The sequence below is a fragment of the Shewanella sp. 125m-1 genome (assembly GCF_052977065.1).
Genome location: NZ_JBRILT010000057.1, coordinates 1 through 17,563 on the forward strand (window position 1 = coordinate 1; position 17,563 = coordinate 17,563).

Here is a 17,563-nt window from a genome sequence, read left to right on the forward strand (position 1 = left end):
AACAGACTTTGCGATATCAAGACCAATTGTAGTAATGTTCATAGTGGACCCGTCCTCTTTCTGATGAGTTTAAGCAACTACATCGTGGCCCATTGCGAGGCCGATTAAAAGTGGATGGGTCCATTCCATTATCCATGGCGGCATGCTCGAAGCTGGCCATTTCCAGGCGCATATACGAAAGGACACTCCCTCTATGTTGCCACGCAGCTGCGCTTGGCCAGAAACCGCGTCCATGCGTTTCAGGCATTTGGCACACCTGACGTTTAGGGCTAACAAATGCCATGATGACAAGGATGTCATTGAAAGGCCTTATGCCTTGCCCCAACTACGAAGACAAGCTTCTCCGCGAACAAGCTAGTCTGAATGCTACGTATTCAGAACACCTTGCTTTGCCCCTGTGTGTTTGATGTGGCGTGCGCGAACTACAGGCGTTTATATACTCCAGCATAATAGACACTTCCCGCATTGATGTGGCTCGTAGGTCACTTCCTGATGCACTCCCAAATTTGGCCGTGAGAAGTCACATACACTTTATAGGATAAGAGTAACAGGGCTTACTCTAGAGGGAATACTTATCCTTGAGTGCCATGTATGGCGTCGGGTGTTTTTAGAACACTGAGCGCTAACGTACCCAGAATAGAGCTACCTATTTTAGGTGGCTTATCCACTTAAGCTGCGAAACTCCTGATATTCATAGCTGAAAGCCTTCGATAGAGGGGGGGGGAGGCTCATAAAATATTTTAAGGCTTGTATGAACCGCTATCTTCCTATCTATAAGTTTGAGTTATTCAGAACTGCTAATATACGATGTGACCTGCTAAGCATCCCTTTGCTCTTTTCTAGTTGTATGTCCTGTTTCGGAGGCAATCTCTATCCAGATGAGTATAAGAAGGCTTTTCACAATAATCGGTGCGCGAGTAGATAAACCTGCCATTGTTTTAAAACTTAAGGTGAACCACTAGACTGGCTCGGTAGCTATAATAACTGCAGCTCATTTATAGTAATCTGGGGAGTGAAATTTAAGTCTCACTAATTTTTCTTGATTGTAAGCGTAGAGGTTGCCTATATTGTGCTGAGCTTATAATACCAGCGAGCAGTGTTGTGAGTGCTGTTTATTGAGCTATTTCAGTCGGCAAAGTGATCAAAACACCTGCTGAGCGCTCGAAAAACCTGCAGGCGGTAGTTATTAGCAAAAAAGTACTTTACCTTTTATTCAACATTAAGCAAAATTAGTGTCCTCAACAGGGGTGTAGCTCCAATTGGTAGAGCGCCGGTCTCCAAAACCGGATGTTGTGAGTTCGAATCTCCCCACCCCTGCCAAATTAGAGAAAGCCGAGCATTAGCTCGGCTTTTTTGCATCTGCGGTTTATCGTTTCAGTTATAGCGCTTTTTTGTGTTATTTAAGGCTCTGGATGTTACTAGGTTTTGCTTTTGTCTGAAAAATCCACACTTGATGGGCTTTAAATAAAAAAAGCTTTACCTTTCGGGGCAGATTACGCATAATCCGTTTCGTCAACAGGGGTGTAGCTCCAATTGGTAGAGCGCCGGTCTCCAAAACCGGATGTTGTGAGTTCGAGTCTCCCCACCCCTGCCAAATTAGAAAAAGCCGAGCACTAGCTCGGCTTTTTCGCATCTGCTATTTGCGATAGTGTTTGCTTTTCGTTTTGCTCTATTGCTTCACTGAATGCCACTCATCGATATTGTAGATAGCTTATTAGTCTTAATAGTAAAAGCATCTAGCTCAGTGCTACATTGTTTCTGCGCACTCGTCTAAACTGTGTTACCTATTAGAGGACTAACTGCTATGCTAGCCACTCTAACGTTATTATCCCCCTTTGAGTGAGTCATGATGGAAAAGAGTGCTTACCTAGATGCCATGAGCATTACTCGCTGGAAAAAAGCGATTCCCCAAACTGATATAGCTATTGTCTTAGTGAATCCTTTACGGATTAAAGATGTCGATAGCCCAATCATCTGTACCGTACTAGGTTTACTCGGAGTCAATATGGATCATTGCCGTTTTGCTGTTAGAGCTGAACCAGGAGCTAAGGTGATTTGGGATATGCGTGGTAAGCAGACAGTTGTTAATGACAGCACTTTATTTTCAGCCCCCATTAATGAACTTGAGAATAACCCTGAAGCTAAAAAGACGTTGTGGCTTAATATACAGTCTTTTATGGCTCAAAAGGATACGTAGTGGAACTTACACTGCTAAACGATGAAATGTCTGCTCAGATGGCTGCTATAGCGGTTAAAGCGCATAGCCACCCAATGAGTGAGTCAACGATAAAAAGTTGTTTCGGTAATTTGTATCACTGCATTGGGTTATTGGATGGTGATGAGCTTTGTGGCTTTGCTATCTTGCATCAGATTTTTGAAGATGCGACCTTAATGGATATCTGTGTTGAACCCAGACTGCAGGGCAAAGGTTACGGTAAAATGCTGTTAAAGGCTGTAATCGTCGAGGCTAAAGATAAAGGGGCTGAGGTATTACTGTTAGAGGTTCGTCAGTCTGCGATTGCTGCAAGAGAACTTTATGAGAAAGTTGGCTTTAAGGAAACCGGTATTCGTAAAGGTTACTATAAATCGGATACTGGCACTGAAGATGCGGTATTGATGCAGCTAAGTTTTTAAACGCCTTGTAGCCAATAAAAATAGCGCCTAATTAGGCGCTATTTTTGTCTTAACTTATGCTATCGAGCGTGAGGTAAATTTACTTAACTTCTTTACCTTGAGCCTGAAGATCTGCATGGTAACTTGAACGTACCAATGGACCACAAGCTGCGTGAGTAAAGCCAATGCTTTCAGCAAGCTCTTTTAGCTCATCAAATTCCGCAGGTGATACATAGCGCTCAACTGGCAGGTGGAATTTAGAAGGTTGTAGATATTGACCTAAAGTCAGCATCTCAACATTATGAGCTCGCAGATCATGCAGTACTTGTGCAATCTCTTCGTTACTCTCACCAAGACCCATCATCAGACCTGATTTTGTCGGAATATTGGGGTGGCGGTCTTTAAATTTCTTCAATAAATCGAGTGACCATTGATAATTAGCACCAGGTCGCGCTTTACGATAATGCATAGGCGCAGTTTCCAAATTGTGGTTAAACACATCTGGTGGCTCAGTCGCCAAGATCTCAAGCGCTGCATCAATACGACCGCGGAAATCGGGTACTAAGGTTTCGATTTTAATTTGCGGATTTAATAAACGGATCTCACGGATACAGTCAGCAAAATGCTGTGCACCACCATCACGCAGATCATCACGGTCTACAGAGGTAATAACGACATACTTAAGCTTCATATCTTTGATCGTTTGTGCAAGCTTCTTAGGCTCTTCAGCATCAGGCTTTAGTGGACGACCATGAGCAACATCGCAAAACGGGCAGCGACGGGTACAGATAGCACCCAAAATCATAAATGTTGCGGTGCCATGGTTAAAGCACTCTGATAGGTTAGGGCATGAAGCCTCTTCACAAACAGAGTGGAGACCATTTTTACGCAGTGCTTGCTTGATCTCGGTAATACGCTGATTTGAAGCGGGTAGCTTTACTCGCAGCCAGTCAGGTTTTCTTAGCATGGTGTCACGTTCAGATGGCACCACTTTAACAGGGATGCGTGAAACCTTGTCTGCGTCTCTAAGTTTAACGCCAGGTTGTAATCTTTCAGGCCTATTCATATGACTCTGGTAATCCTTGGTGGTGAACTAGCTTATCTAAACCGAGTTCTTGGCTGAGGGTTTCAATCAGTTGCAGACCTGCCTCTTCGACAGTTTGTGGTCCACCGAGCTGTTTGCACTGGATCATTTCCATGCCAGCGTAACCGCAGGGGTTAATGCGCTGAAATGGAGACATGTCCATATCGACATTGAGGGCGAGTCCATGGAAAGAGCATCCTTTACGGATCCTAAGACCGAGTGATGCGATCTTACGTTCTTCAACATAAACACCAGGCGCATCAGCTTTTGCATAAGCTTCAATCTGATAGCGCACAAGCATGTTGACGATACTCTGTTCAATGTGAGTGACAAGCTGACGTACACCGACTTTGAGGCGTTTAATATCGAGAAGAGGGTAGACGACAAGTTGCCCCGGGCCGTGATAGGTTACTTGGCCACCTCGATCAACCTGAATAACAGGAATATCACCAGGATTTAGGATGTGCTCACTCTTGCCTGCTTGGCCTTGTGTGAATACTGGCGTATGTTCAACAATCCAGATCTCATCTTGACTGTTCTCATCGCGATTATCGGTATAGTGTTGCATCGCGTGCCACACTGATTCGTAATCTTGTTTACCGAGATGACGAATATGCAAAGCGTTATCGTACAAGGGCAACCTCTCCCCTCAAATATTTGTGCGGGCTATTATACGCTTCAAAATGATAAATGTAATACGGATCACATTTATCATTTATGATTAATATTTATAGTACGCGTTTAACGCCCTCAATCGCAGCAAGTTCGGTGTAAAGTTTCTCTATCTGCTCTTTACTTGTAACGGTTATACGTATGGTGACCGAATTGTAAGTGCCTTTGCTCGACGCTTTTGTTGTTGGCGTATAGTCATCTGGTGCCAAACTTTGGGCGACTGCTACGACACGATCAGCTAGCGTATCGCTTGCATCTCCAACAATTTTAAATGGAAAAGAAGCTGGGAATTCCATTAATTCATCAAATTTAGTATCTAACATTTTTCACTCTCATAGATTGCAATAACCATAATATGGTGACGATTATACCTAATACCAAGCTAAATAAATATTTGATCATTCTTGCTGACTCAAATTCGAATCGCAGTGTAATGAATTTTTAAATGAGAAGAATGAGTTAACGGTTATTCATTGCTTAATATGGCAACTTTAATTTAGTCATTATTGGGTCAATGACTAATTGGTTAGTATGGTTCAAGTTCACAAGGTTTGTTTGGCTATCAAATGCAAGAAGCCACCTTGCGGTGGCTTCTTTTTTGTATACAGTATGGTTTAGCTAAACCAACCTGCAAACATCTGCTTGAAGTAATCCATTAATTGGCTAAACCAGCTGCCTTCATTCACTTCTTGTAGCGTGACAAGTGGGAACTGAGCGATATCTTTTCCATTTAATTGGAAGTAGATACGACCGACAGTCTCGCCTTTTGCTATAGGGGCGTTAAGCTCTTTTGTGAGTTCAAAGTTAGCTTGTAAATTTTTAGCTTGGCCGCGACTAATGGTAATAGGGGTATCAGTGACAACACCTAGGTCAATCGTTTCACGGTCGCCATACCAGATTTTTTGGGTAACGAAAGTATCGCCAGCTTTGTATGGTGTAACAGTTTCAAAGAAACGGAAACCATAGTTAAGTAGCTTCTTACTTTCTGCCTTACGTGCGGCTTCACTCTTGGTGCCTAATACAACAGAGATAAGACGCATACCGTCTTTAGTTGCTGAGGTTACCAGGTTAAAACCTGCACCAGAAGTGTGGCCTGTTTTAATACCGTCAACGCTTAAGCTCTTATCCCATAACAAACCGTTACGGTTGTATTGCTTAATACCGTTGTAGGTAAATGATTTCTCTTTATAGACTGCGTACTCTTCTGGTACATCGCGAATAATTGCGGCGCCAAGAATAGCCATGTCATAAGCGGTACTTTTATGGTTGTCAGAGTCTAAACCATGGCTATTTTCAAAGTAGCTATCTTGCATTCCTAGCTGTTTAGCCCATGAGTTCATTAAGTCGACAAAGCCATCTTCAGTACCAGCAATATGTTCAGCCATTGCTACGCACGCATCGTTACCCGATTGGATAATAATGCCTTTGTTTAGATCTTCAACAGAAACTGTTTTACCGACTTCGATAAACATTTTAGAAGAGTCGGGGAAGTTTTTTGACCATGCTTTTTTACTAATGGTTACTTCATCTGTGGGGGCAATGTTACCGACTTTGATCTCATGACCGATCACATAACTTGTCATCATCTTGGTCAAGCTAGCTGGGTTTAAGCTTTCGTAAGCGTTTTCTTCAGCAATGATTTGTCCGGTGTTGTAGTCCATTAGCACGTAAGCTTTAGCTGCCACTGTTGGTGCATTTGGGGTAACGACTGGCGCTGCTTGTGCTGATAATGCGGCGACAGAGGTCGCGAACAAAAGCGTTTTTAAAGGTTTGTTCAGTAAATTCATATTAATAATGCACGTCTTAATAGTTTAGGTATGAAGAAAGTGTAATTCCAACGAGTATAACATTAGTCGACAATGGAATTCAGCCTAGGTTCATTAATCTTGGTTCATTCAGTAAGCAGGTAACTTTGAGGGTAACCCTCTTGCTTGAGCTTTTCTGTTAGCTTGTCAGCTAGTTGCTGCTGACCGATTGGGCCTAATTGCAAACGATACAAGTTATTTACGCTTTGAATGCGGCTCTTGACTTGATATTTTTGCTCTAGGCTATTGGCTAGATGACCTAAGCGTTCTTTGTTTGATGATGCTACAACCTGAATATAGTGAAGTTCAGTGCCTTTTAGCTCGGCAAGTGCACTCGATTCAGGATTGGCAATATAGATAACTTCTAGGCTTACATTTGCGGTACCGGTTTTTAGCATGTCGAGCCGGTGGGCAGCAGCATAAGATAGATCGATAACTCTATCTGCATGAAATGGCCCTCTGTCGTTGACTCGTACAATAACCGTTTTATCATTTTTAAGGTTGGTGACCTTAACGTAGCTAGGTAGTGGTAAGGTTTTATGGGCTGCAGACATCGAATACATGTCGTAGGTTTCACCGTTTGATGTGAGGTGCCCATGAAACTTAGCGCCGTACCAAGATGCAATTCCTTTTTCCGCGTAGCCTGCACCTGAGTCCATGACCTGATAACTCTTACCTAATACCGTGTAGTTCTTTTTGTTTCCCCCACGGCTATATGGCTCATATTTAGGGTGAGCATCTTCAACCTTGGTGACATCAGGAGCTGATGTTGGCGCTTTATCGTCATCAAGTTCATAGCGACCACCGCTCGAACACGCAGCTAATGTGGCGGTTAAGAATAAAATGGCAAGGGTATTATTGCGCGACATAAGCTTTGTTTAATTCCTGACTAAATTGGTAAACCGCCATAGCGTACAAAGGGCTGCGGTTATAACGGGTAATAACATAAAAGTTTTTGAGACCTAACCAATACTCATCGTGGTCGGCTTGTTCAAGCTTTACCACTAATGCTGGTTGTGACACATCAATATCCATTGATTCAGCCAGTGCAACGTTCGGTGATAGTATGTCAGCAACGTTATACTGCATTTTCTCACCAGACCACGTTTTCACTGTATCAGGTAAGTCTTTATTCAACGTTAATTGCAGTGTTACCGGCTGGTTTTTCTGCCAACCATGTTGATGGAAGTAGTTAGCTACACTACCAATAGCATCGGTAGTGCTATTTAATAGATCGCGGCTACCATCATTATCAAAATCCACTGCGTAATGGCGGTAGCTAGACGGGATAAACTGACCAAAGCCCATAGCACCAGCATAGGAGCCTTTCAGGCTATTAATATCTAAATTTTCCTCTTTTACCAGTGACTGCAGGTTGGCAAATTCACTACGGAAGAATGTTGCTCTCGGCGGATAATGGAAACCTAAGGTGTAGAGGGCGTCTTTAACAGGATAATTGCCCATGTAGCCACCGTAAAAGGTTTCAATGCCAATAATTGCGACGATGATTTGTGGATCAACATTAAACTCTTTTGAGGCTTTAGCGATAGTGTCAGCATGTTCTTGCCAGAAGGCTAACCCAGCTTCTAGACGTTTTTCTGTGAGAAATATAGGGTAGTACTGATGCCAAGGCTTAGCTTCCCATGGCTTGGTCATCGCGTCGATAACCGCTTGGTTATATTCGGCGTTGGCAATGAACGCTGCTGTTTCTTTGCTATCGAAACCTTTATCGCTTTGGGTTTTAATAAACTCAGTTTTAAGCGCTTTGACGTCTGAGTCAGAATCTGCCGCAGCTGAGCATGAAAAGAGAGTCAATGCTAAAGGTGCAAGAATGCGTTTTAAAAGCGTCATTTATGAGGCAATCCTTAATAGTCGATAGGCATAGTGATTAGGTCACTCGAATACGTCACAATGCCATCGAAGGTTAAATCTATATAAAGAGTGAGGCTTTATCAAATAGCGTCTTAAGGCTATCTGTCGATAAAACGTCTGTGAGTGTGAATACTCATTAAGATGCCAAATCCTGTCATCAATGTCAGCATCGAGGTACCACCATAACTGATTAGAGGCAGAGGAACACCTACAACAGGTAAAAGACCTGAAACCATACCAATATTCACAAAAATATAGACGAAGAATGTTAAGGTTATACTGCCAGCTAATAAGCGAGCAAAACTGGTTTGTGCGCGCGAGGCGATAACTAAGCCTCGGCCTATTACATAAAGATATAGTGCCAGCAGAATTAACGCACCGATAAGCCCAAATTCTTCTCCAATAACCGCAAAAATAAAGTCAGTATGCCGTTCAGGCAAAAACTCTAGTTGCGATTGAGTGCCTTGAAGCCAGCCTTTGCCCCACAATCCGCCAGAGCCGATGGCAATTTTAGATTGGATAATATGGTAGCCTGCACCTAATGGATCTTTTTCTGGATCAAGCAAGGTCAATACGCGGGTACGCTGGTAGTCATGCATCAAGAAAAACCACAGCACGGGTAGCATCGCCAATACACTGCCGATAAAGCCACCAACAATACGCCAACTCATACCGGATAGAAACAGTACAAAGATGCCTGAAGCGGCAACAAGGATAGAGGTACCTAAATCTGGCTGCTTAGCGATGAGTAATGTGGGGACAAGTAACAGTATTCCTGCACCAGCAAGGTAGCGTTTCTTGGGGGGGAGTGGGAACTTACTGATATACCAAGCCATGGTAATAGGGAAGGCGAGCTTAATAAGTTCAGATGGTTGAAACTCCATAAAGCCTAAGTTTAACCAGCGTTGAGCACCTTTATTGATCTCACCAAAAAAGTGCACTCCAATCAGTAAGATGATCCCAGTAATATAAATGGGGAACGCCCAACGCCTAAGCACTTCAGGGTTAATCTGCGCCACAGTAAACATCACTAATAGCGATAGCCCCATACGGAACAGTTGGCGATCCATTAGCGCTAAGTCTTCACCGCCGGCAGAATAAATAACAACAAGTCCGAAAGCCATGAGTGCCAGCAGGCCTAACAGCAATGGCAAGTCTATGTGTAAGCGCTGCCATATGTTTGGTCGGCTATTGTGTGCACTCATTCTGTTTTATCCCATGAATCTCTTAACAAATACTCGTCGAGTAAAGCGCGAGCTACTGGCCCAGCGTTAACGCCACCCCAACCCGCGTTTTCAAGTACTACAGCGAGAACAATTTTAGGGTTTTCGTACGGGGCGTAAGCAATAATTAAAGCATTATCACGTAGACGTTCATCAATGTTTTCCGCATCGTATTCTTCATCTTGCGCAACACTAAATACCTGTGCGGTACCCGTTTTCATCGCCGCGGTGTAGCGCGCGTCGGTAAAGCGAGACTTATGCGCTGTATCACGCATGGCTTCATTAATGATGTCCCAGTTTTTAGGGTTCGATAGTACGATAGGCGGCAGCTCATCGGGCGGCGTGTCGATTTTAGCGGTTTGATCTTGAATCGACTTAAGCATGTGTGGCACAAAACGGCGGCCATTGTTGGCTAAAATAGCGGTAGCATTGGCAAGCTGCAGCGGCGTTGTTGTCCAGTAGCCCTGACCAATACCAACAGAGATGGTATCGCCGATATACCAAGGTTGGTTATAGCGTAAACGCTTCCAATCTTTAGACGGCATGTTACCGGCGGACTCTTCAAAAATATCAACGCCGGTACGTTCACCAAATCCAAAGGGTTGCATAAAGTTGGCGATAGCATCAACGCCTGTTTTATAGGCAAGATCATAAAAATAGGTGTCACAAGAGCTAACAATGGCGCTGTTAACATCAACCCAGCCATGACCCCAGCGTTTCCAGTCACGGTATTTACGTTCAACACCTGGGATCTGCCAAAAACCAGGGTCCCAAATACGCGTTTTTTGGGTAACGGTTTTATTTTCTAAGCCTAATAACGCCAAGTGTGGCTTAACGGTGGATGCTGGGGCGTATTGACCCTGAGTCGCACGGTTGATAAGTGGGCGTGACTTAGAATTGAGTAATTCGCTATACGCCTTACTACTAATGCCATGCACAAATTGGTTAGGATCATAAGTTGGGCTAGAGATTAGCGCTAAAATACCACCATCTCGTGGATCGATTGCAACAATAGAGCCACGTCGACCATTAAGTAGCTCCATGGCTTTTTGTTGAAGCTTTAAATCTAAGGTCAGGTGGATATCTTGCCCGGGCGTTGGCGGCTCAGATTTTAAAATACGAATGGTACGACCGCGGTTGTTAACCTCTTCTTCGAGGTGACCTGGCTTACCTAACAACATACTTTCGTAAAACTTTTCGATACCTTGCTTACCGATATCTTTTGTTGCCGCATAGTTTGCCCACAAGTTATTACGGATAAGCGAGTCTTGATCTCGGCTATTGATTTTGCCGACATAGCCTAATGCGTGAGTCATTAAACCATTGTACGGGTAGTGGCGCTTGAGGCCCGCGTCAACAGAAATGCCCGGAAAACGGTGCTGATTCACACTGAATTTTGCAACTTGTTCTTCGGTCAGTTTGTTCTTAATTGTCAGAGGCTTAAAACGACGGTGATACTTAAGTGCATCGATTACGTTTTCTTTTTCATCTGCCGACAAGTCGATAACGAGGCTGAGCTCATCTAAGGTCTCACTGACATTTTTAACCTTTTCTGGCACCATCTCTAATGAGAAAAAAGGTTGGTTTTCGGCGAGTAATTGGCCGTGACGATCGTAGATTAAGCCACGACTAGGCGCGACAGGGACGACACGAATACGATTGTCATTAGAGCGAGTTTCGTAATCTTTAAAGGAGGTGATTTGCAGGTTGTAGAGGTTAACCAGCAACAAGCTCAGCAGGATAAATACAGATAAGAACGTAAACAGGGCGCGACTTTTAAATAGCGACGCCTCGGCCGCATGGTCGTTCATGGTTATGCGCTTTCTTGGTGACACTTACATTCTCTCCTGCTTAAAAAAGGGTGCCAAGCACATATCCTATTAAGGTCTGTTTAGTTTTATAGGGTGTCGATATTATTCTCTATGGTAAGGGTGATTATTGTTGATACTCCAGCCACGATATAGGCTTTCGGCAACAATCACTCGTACCAGAGGATGAGGTAGAGTTAAGGCTGATAAGCACCAGCTTTGCGCAGCGGCTTTTTTACACTCAGGTGATAAACCTTCTGGGCCTCCAATTAACAAGCTAACATCGCGACCATCAAGCAACCACTTGTTCATTTGCTCTGCTAATTGCGGTGTTGTGAGGTTTTTACCCGGTAAGTCCAAGCTGACGATATGATTCCCTTTCGGGATCGCCGCCAACATTAACTCGCCCTCTTTTTGGAGAATGCGAGCTATATCGGCATTTTTACCGCGTTTGCCAGCAGGGATCTCAATTAATTCAAGCGCCATATCTCGAGGAAAGCGGCGCTGATATTCTTTGAAACCTGTTTCGACCCAATCTGGCATGCGGGTCCCAACTGCGACTAACTGAATCTTCATTACTCAGGCTTTTCTGACCAAAGTTTTTCAAGCTGGTAGAAGTCACGAGTTTGATCTTGCATAACGTGCATAATCACATCGCCTAGGTCTACTAGAACCCACTCGCTGCTCTCACGACCTTCGACACCAAGAATGTGCAGACCGGCACGCTTCGACTCAACCACTAGATTTTCAGCGATTGCTTTAACGTGTGTTTTTGAGTTACCCGTACATACCACCATAAAATCGGCGATGTTTGATTTCTCAGATATGTCGATTACAACGATATCTTTTGCTTTAAGGTCTTCAACCTTATCGATTACAAATTGCTTTAACTCTGCGCTTTCCACGCTGGTACCCCATTAATTTTAAGACAGCGCGATAGTATAGCAGTATTTCAGATCCAGATTAATAGTTCTGTATAGAAATATCTGTGTTTGAATGCGGTTTAATGTTTATTAGCTGTAGGATCGGCTAGATAATGCCAATCAACATAAGAAAGAGATCTACATCTTTATACTAATTGGTATAAAGCTGATTACATCGAATGTAATCTTGAATCGAGACGGGTAGTGCTGCATTTGGCATCAGGCCCTGCATGAGTCGCTGACGTATTTGCGTTGAGGAGAAATCTTGTTCTGCTACATCAAGCATAAAAATTTTACCGAATTTTTGTGGCGTTGTTTGGGTGTTATCGCTAAGTCTGGGCTTTAAGATTGCCTGAATTGGGTCGTTAGTAGCAAGTTGCCAGCCGGGGCGCTTGCAAACGACTAAGTGGCATAGGTCTAACAGTTGTTGCCATTCATGCCAGTGAGTAAAGCTCAAAAATGAGTCCATGCCCATAATGAAGTAAAACTCATGCTCTGGGTGCATGTTGCTTAATTTAGCTAAAGTCATGGCTGAATAGGAAGGTGTATCGCGTTTCGCTTCAATATCACAAAGTTGAAATTGAGGTAGTTCATCACAAATAAGCTGCGCCATGGCGAGTCTATCGGCAGTGGAGACATGAGTGCCGGGTTTGTGCGGTGGAATATGGTTTGGCATAAGCCAAACCTCATCCAAATTAAGCTGGTTCTTTGCTTCGAGTGCAGGACGAATATGACCAAAATGGATAGGGTCGAAGGTGCCGCCTAAAATGCCAATTCTCATGCTCAAGACCTATATTAATCTAATGTTATATGGGCGAGTTTGGCGTGAGCTTTAGCATCGAAAAGTAGACTAATGTGACTCAATCCAGTCCAGTCTTCAATGCCTTGTTGTTTGAGCTTAAGTTCAATGGCTGAAGCGCCAGCAAGCAAGGTTTCTACATGATTCAATTCAAGACGGTTAAGTGCATTTTGATAAATGGGCTTACGTTTATCCCAAATGCGCAACTTGCTCCAAAGTCCCTGTAGAGGCTCGCGCTTATTCTGTGCTGTCTTTAGTTGTAACAATACGGCGAGCTCTTTAAATAACGACCATAGGATAATTGGCATCGCCACTCCCTCACTTTTAAGCTGTGAAAGAATATGTTGGGCTTTATCTTGTTGGTTGTTGAGCATGGCGTCAGTTAATTGAAATACGCTGAAGCGTGATTGATCTTCAAAGTATTGGCTTAGTTGGTCGCAATCAATCGGCTCATTAGGACTGAGCAGTTGCAGCAGTTGCAGTGCTTTGTCGGCGGCAAGCAAGTTACCTTCGTAAAGTGCAAAGAGCATTTCACGCGGGTCTCGTGCCAATGACAAGCCGTAATGCTGAATTCTTCCATCTAACCAACGTTGAAACTGTGCGCCCTCTGGCGTCGTGCAAGGTACGTAAATCCCTTTTGCATCAAGCACCTTAAACCATTTACTCTTGGTTTGTTCGCTCGCAAGCTTAGGGCCAGTTAAAATCAATAATACATCTGGATTATCCATCTGCATTAGCGATTGCAGCATAGTGCTGCCTTCAGCCCCTGGTTTTGCTTGTGGGAGGGTTAACTCAATAATACGACGGCTTGAAAACAAGCTCATCGCTTGCCATTGCTCAAAAAGCTCATTCCAACTAAACCCCGTTTCTTGGGTTAACTGGATCTTTTCTTCAAAGCCTTGACGTTTAGCTTCACTGTGCAGAGTTGCACGGCTTTGCTCACATAACCATGGATCGTCGCCAAAAATAAGGCAACATTGGGGTAATGGAGAAAGTTGGCGCGTTAACTGATCTGGATAGACCCGCATTAATTAACCTTTGTAGAAGCCAGAGTTTGAATAATTCTGTCAGCAGCTTGAACTCGCATCTCTTTGAGTAAGAGCTCCATTTCTCGGCTCTTTGCTAAAGCCGTACGCGGATCGTCAAGGTAGTCACGGTGGATAGCTACATCAAAGCGTTGAGATTCAGCACCTGGCATCTGTACGGCAAAACTTACCTGGTAGATAAGCTCATATTCAGCAACGTTACCCGTTGGGTAGATTGATAGCGTAGAGCGATCGAGTGAGTCACTGATAAGGCGCAGAACTGGAATGTCATTCGCGGGCTTAACTACAGCAATACTGTTTAAACGCAGGCGTTCACGTACTAGACGTGTTAGTTCACTGTATTCATCTTGACTGCTAAGGCTTAAGGTTTGTAGCTGCTCAGGGATAGAGTAGCTACCTTGTAATCTAAAGCCGCAACCGGCACTGAGCAAAATGCTCAGTGCCAAGGTTGCTAAAAGTATGCGTTTAATTAGCATAAGCTTTGTTTTGTCTTCCTTGGTTTTAGAAGGATTAGTTAGCCACGATATTGAGCAACTTGCCCGGTACGTAGATAACTTTACGAACAGTTTTACCTTCAGTGTGTTTAACCACACCTTCTTCGGCCATACCTGCTGCTTCAACTTCTTCTTTACTCGCATCTGCTGCAACAGTGATCTTCGCGCGCAGTTTACCGTTCACTTGAACAATGATTAGCTTGCTGTCTTCAACCAGTGCAGACTCGTCAACTTCTGGCCAAAGTACATCTTCAATCGCACCTTGGTTACCAAGATCGTTCCATAACACAAAACATGTGTGTGGAATGATTGGATAAAGTAAACGGATAACAGCGTTCAAGGCTTCTTGCATCAATGCCTTGTCTTGCTCTGTCTCAGTCGGCGCTTTTTGGAGACGGTTCATTAGCTCCATAACTGATGCAATTGCGGTGTTGAACATCTGACGACGCTCAATATCATCACCCACTTTTGCAATGGTCTTATGCAGTTCACGGCGTAGCTCTTTTTGAGCAGCGTTAAGTGACTTAACGTCAAGTTCTGCAGTTGGACCTGAAGTAATATGGTCGTGTGCAGTTTTCCACAAACGCTTAATAAAGCGATGTGCGCCTTCAACGCTCGACTCTTGCCATTCAAGTGTTAGCTCTGGTGGCGCTGCAAACATCATAAATAGACGAACCGTGTCAGCACCGTACTTATCAACCATCTCTTGCGGGTCGATACCGTTGTTTTTCGACTTAGACATCTTGCTCATACCGGTGTAAACCAGCTCGTTACCTTCGCTGTCTACGGCTTTAACGGTACGGCCTTTGTCGTCAGTTTCCTGCACAGTCACATCAGATGGAGCAACCCAAACGCGCGCGCCTTTCTCATTGTTATAGTAGTAAGCATCAGCGAGTACCATACCTTGAGTTAGCAGACGTTTAGCTGGCTCATCAGAGTTGACTAGACCTGCATCACGTAGCAATTTGTGGAAGAAGCGGAAATACAATAGGTGCATACAAGCATGCTCGATACCACCAATGTATTGGTCTACAGGTAACCAGTAGTTTGCCTTTGCAGGATCAAGCATTTCATCTGCATGGGGGCTACAGTAGCGTGCGTAGTACCAAGATGATTCCATAAAGGTATCAAAGGTATCAGTTTCACGGAACGCTTCTTGACCGTTAACCTGAGTCTTAGCCCACTCTTTATCTGATTTTATTGGGCTTTGGATGCCATCCATAACCACATCTTCAGGTAAAATCACTGGTAATTGATCTTCAGGTGTAGGAATAACCGTACCGTCAGCCAAAGTGACCATTGGAATTGGTGCACCCCAGTAACGTTGACGTGAAACACCCCAGTCGCGTAGACGGAAGTTCACTTGACGCTTACCTTTGCCTTCAGCTGTAAGCTTGGCATCGATTGCATCAAATGCTGCTTGGAAATCTAGACCGTCAAACTCAGCAGAGTTAAATAGTACGCCTTTTTCAGTATAAGCTTCTTCGCTGATATCGACTTCACCGTCAGCTGGCTTAACAACCGCTTCGATGTTTAGACCGTACTTTTTAGCAAACTCATAGTCACGCTGATCGTGAGCGGGTACAGACATCACTGCGCCAGTACCGTAGTTCATCAGTACAAAGTTACCAACCCATATAGGCACTTGTTTGCCAGTAATTGGGTGGATAGCATTTAGGCCTGTCGCAACACCTTTCTTTTCCATCGCTGCCATAGCAGCTTCGGTGGTATCGGCGTTTTTACACTCTTCAATAAACTCAGCTAGCGCTGGGTTATTGATAGCAGCTTGCTCTGCTAGTGGGTGCGCGGCTGCAATCGCAACATAAGTTACGCCCATCACTGTATCAGGACGCGTAGTATAGATATCAAAGCTCTGGTCACTATCAGCAACCTTGAACGTCATCTCGATACCTTCACTACGGCCAATCCAGTTACGCTGCATGGTCTTAACTTGTTCAGGCCACTCTTCTAGCGTATCAATATCGTTTAGCAGCTCTTCAGCGTACTCAGTGATTTTAATAAACCACTGCGGGATCTCTTTTTGCTCAACAGTGGTATCACAGCGCCAGCAGCAACCGTCGATAACCTGCTCATTGGCAAGCACGGTTTCATCGTTTGGACACCAGTTAACTGAAGCTGTCTTCTTGTATACCATGCCTTTTTCATAAAGCTTGGTGAAGAACCACTGTTCCCAGCGATAGTATTCAGGCGTACATGTAGCGATTTCACGTGACCAGTCATAGCCAAAACCTAGCATTTTAAGCTGGTTTTTCATGTAATCGATATTTTCGTAAGTCCAAGGCGCAGGCGCAGTGCTGTTTTTGATTGCCGCGTTTTCAGCGGGAAGACCAAAAGAGTCCCAACCGATAGGTTGAAGCACGTTTTTACCTTGCAGACGTTGGTAACGAGACACAACATCGCCTATGGTGTAGTTACGTACGTGACCCATGTGCAGTCGACCCGATGGGTACGGGAACATAGAAAGGCAATAGAACTTTTCTTTGTTTGCGTCTTCGGTAACTTCAAATGTTTTTGTGTCTTGCCAGTGCTGCTGCACTTTAGCTTCAATTTCTGAAGGAGTATATTGCTCTTGCATCAATCTATTTCCGGCTATGCCGCCTATTGTTTGATCTAGCGCTATTTCAGCGCGAGTGATATCGACATAGAATAAACTAGAAGTGCGTCATTAAAAAGGTTCGTTGAAGGAGTATTTACCATGAGTGAACAAAGTACTGAGTTACTTTCGCTATATAAGGCACTTATTGACCAATTGCAATCGCAATACAATGATGATAACTCATTGACTGTAAAGAGTTTGTATGCACAAATGCAAGCGTGTAAAGAATACTTGGCTATAAAACAGCAAGCGAAGCAAGAAGAGCTTGCTTTAGTCGAACAATTTTTAAAACGTGACATTGCGAGTTTCTTGCAGGAAAAAAATGCCACCGATTTAAGTCATAGCCCAACGGTTATCACAGTTGAGAGCACATTATGGCACTGGTTGGGAGAGATCACCGATCGTAGCCAAGTGGAATGGCATGAAGTCGCGCAAGATTTTAAACATCACGGTTACTATGAAAGTGGTGAGATTGTCGGCCAAGGTACTATGGTGTGTACGGCTTGTGGCCATGAGTCAAAAATAGAATTCCCTGGAATATTGCCTGACTGTACAGAGTGCGACAATAACGAGTTCACTCGCGAGGCATTAGCTCCATAGCCCATAT

General features: G+C 44.0%; 17 protein-coding genes and 2 tRNA genes. 5 read left to right on the top strand and 14 right to left on the bottom strand.

The annotated features are described in order from the left end of the window. The first annotated feature begins 1,243 nt into the window (after positions 1-1,243). The 4 genes from ACVBIK_RS18550 (at position 1,244) to rimI (ending at position 2,634) form a co-directional block, all read left to right on the top strand. Positions 1,244-1,320 (top strand) — tRNA-Trp (locus ACVBIK_RS18550). A gap of 197 nt (positions 1,321-1,517) precedes the next feature. Further along, positions 1,518-1,594 (top strand) — tRNA-Trp (locus ACVBIK_RS18555). A 252-nt stretch (positions 1,595-1,846) separates the two neighbouring features. Continuing rightward, positions 1,847-2,197: a hypothetical protein gene (locus tag ACVBIK_RS18560; protein ID WP_447162488.1), complete on the top strand. Its 351-nt coding sequence runs from the start codon at positions 1,847-1,849 to the stop codon at positions 2,195-2,197. Further along, the gene (rimI, locus tag ACVBIK_RS18565) at positions 2,197-2,634 is read left to right on the top strand and encodes a ribosomal protein S18-alanine N-acetyltransferase (RefSeq protein ID WP_439267649.1); all 438 of its coding nucleotides are present in this window, start codon (positions 2,197-2,199) and stop codon (positions 2,632-2,634) included. The genes ACVBIK_RS18560 and rimI overlap by 1 nt, the downstream gene beginning before the upstream one ends. 79 nt (positions 2,635-2,713) lie before the next feature. Here rimI and lipA read toward each other — a convergent pair whose 3' ends face one another. The 14 genes from lipA to leuS all read right to left on the bottom strand — a co-directional run bounded on the left by lipA (position 2,714) and on the right by leuS (position 16,935). After that, positions 2,714-3,679, bottom strand: a complete 966-nt coding sequence (lipA, locus tag ACVBIK_RS18570; protein WP_447162489.1) for a lipoyl synthase — start codon at positions 3,677-3,679, stop codon at positions 2,714-2,716. Further along, on the bottom strand, positions 3,672-4,331 hold the full coding sequence (gene lipB / locus ACVBIK_RS18575; protein WP_447162490.1) for a lipoyl(octanoyl) transferase LipB: 660 nt from the start codon (positions 4,329-4,331) through the stop codon (positions 3,672-3,674). Before lipB ends, lipA begins: the two co-directional genes overlap by 8 nt. A gap of 94 nt (positions 4,332-4,425) precedes the next feature. Then, positions 4,426-4,692, bottom strand: coding sequence for a DUF493 family protein YbeD (gene ybeD, locus ACVBIK_RS18580; RefSeq protein WP_447162491.1), 267 nt, complete (start codon positions 4,690-4,692; stop codon positions 4,426-4,428). Between the two features lie 291 nt (positions 4,693-4,983). Next, a complete protein-coding gene (locus ACVBIK_RS18585) occupies positions 4,984-6,156 on the bottom strand; it encodes a serine hydrolase (protein WP_447162492.1) in 1,173 nt (390 codons plus the stop codon). A 104-nt stretch (positions 6,157-6,260) separates the two neighbouring features. Further along, complete coding sequence (locus ACVBIK_RS18590; RefSeq protein WP_447164543.1) at positions 6,261-7,043, bottom strand: septal ring lytic transglycosylase RlpA family protein; 783 nt, start codon at positions 7,041-7,043, stop codon at positions 6,261-6,263. Beyond that, complete coding sequence (gene mltB, locus ACVBIK_RS18595) at positions 7,030-8,025, bottom strand: lytic murein transglycosylase B (RefSeq protein WP_447162494.1); 996 nt, start codon at positions 8,023-8,025, stop codon at positions 7,030-7,032. The genes ACVBIK_RS18590 and mltB overlap by 14 nt, the downstream gene beginning before the upstream one ends. 119 nt (positions 8,026-8,144) lie before the next feature. Continuing rightward, on the bottom strand, positions 8,145-9,251 hold the full coding sequence (rodA, locus tag ACVBIK_RS18600) for a rod shape-determining protein RodA (RefSeq protein WP_447162495.1): 1,107 nt from the start codon (positions 9,249-9,251) through the stop codon (positions 8,145-8,147). Beyond that, positions 9,248-11,104 (bottom strand): penicillin-binding protein 2, encoded by a 1,857-nt coding sequence (gene mrdA, locus ACVBIK_RS18605; RefSeq protein WP_447164544.1) that lies wholly within the window; start codon positions 11,102-11,104, stop codon positions 9,248-9,250. Before mrdA ends, rodA begins: the two co-directional genes overlap by 4 nt. A gap of 78 nt (positions 11,105-11,182) precedes the next feature. Further along, a complete protein-coding gene (gene rlmH / locus ACVBIK_RS18610) occupies positions 11,183-11,653 on the bottom strand; it encodes a 23S rRNA (pseudouridine(1915)-N(3))-methyltransferase RlmH (protein ID WP_447162497.1) in 471 nt (156 codons plus the stop codon). Further along, entirely contained in the window at positions 11,653-11,982 is a 330-nt protein-coding gene (gene rsfS / locus ACVBIK_RS18615; protein ID WP_447162498.1) for a ribosome silencing factor, read from the bottom strand. Before rsfS ends, rlmH begins: the two co-directional genes overlap by 1 nt. Before the next feature lie 169 nt (positions 11,983-12,151). After that, positions 12,152-12,781 (bottom strand): nicotinate-nucleotide adenylyltransferase, encoded by a 630-nt coding sequence (gene nadD / locus ACVBIK_RS18620; protein WP_447162499.1) that lies wholly within the window; start codon positions 12,779-12,781, stop codon positions 12,152-12,154. 14 nt (positions 12,782-12,795) lie between these two features. Next, positions 12,796-13,827, bottom strand: a complete 1,032-nt coding sequence (gene holA, locus ACVBIK_RS18625) for a DNA polymerase III subunit delta (RefSeq protein ID WP_447170249.1) — start codon at positions 13,825-13,827, stop codon at positions 12,796-12,798. Continuing rightward, a complete protein-coding gene (locus ACVBIK_RS18630; RefSeq protein WP_447162501.1) occupies positions 13,827-14,321 on the bottom strand; it encodes an LPS-assembly lipoprotein LptE in 495 nt (164 codons plus the stop codon). The genes holA and ACVBIK_RS18630 overlap by 1 nt, the downstream gene beginning before the upstream one ends. A 34-nt stretch (positions 14,322-14,355) precedes the next feature. Continuing rightward, complete coding sequence (gene leuS, locus ACVBIK_RS18635) at positions 14,356-16,935, bottom strand: leucine--tRNA ligase (RefSeq protein WP_447162502.1); 2,580 nt, start codon at positions 16,933-16,935, stop codon at positions 14,356-14,358. Positions 16,936-17,055: 120 nt separating this feature from the next. Here leuS and ACVBIK_RS18640 point away from each other — a divergent pair, with 120 nt between their 5' ends. After that, complete coding sequence (locus ACVBIK_RS18640) at positions 17,056-17,556, top strand: zinc ribbon-containing protein (RefSeq protein ID WP_447162503.1); 501 nt, start codon at positions 17,056-17,058, stop codon at positions 17,554-17,556. Positions 17,557-17,563: the final 7 nt, after the last annotated feature.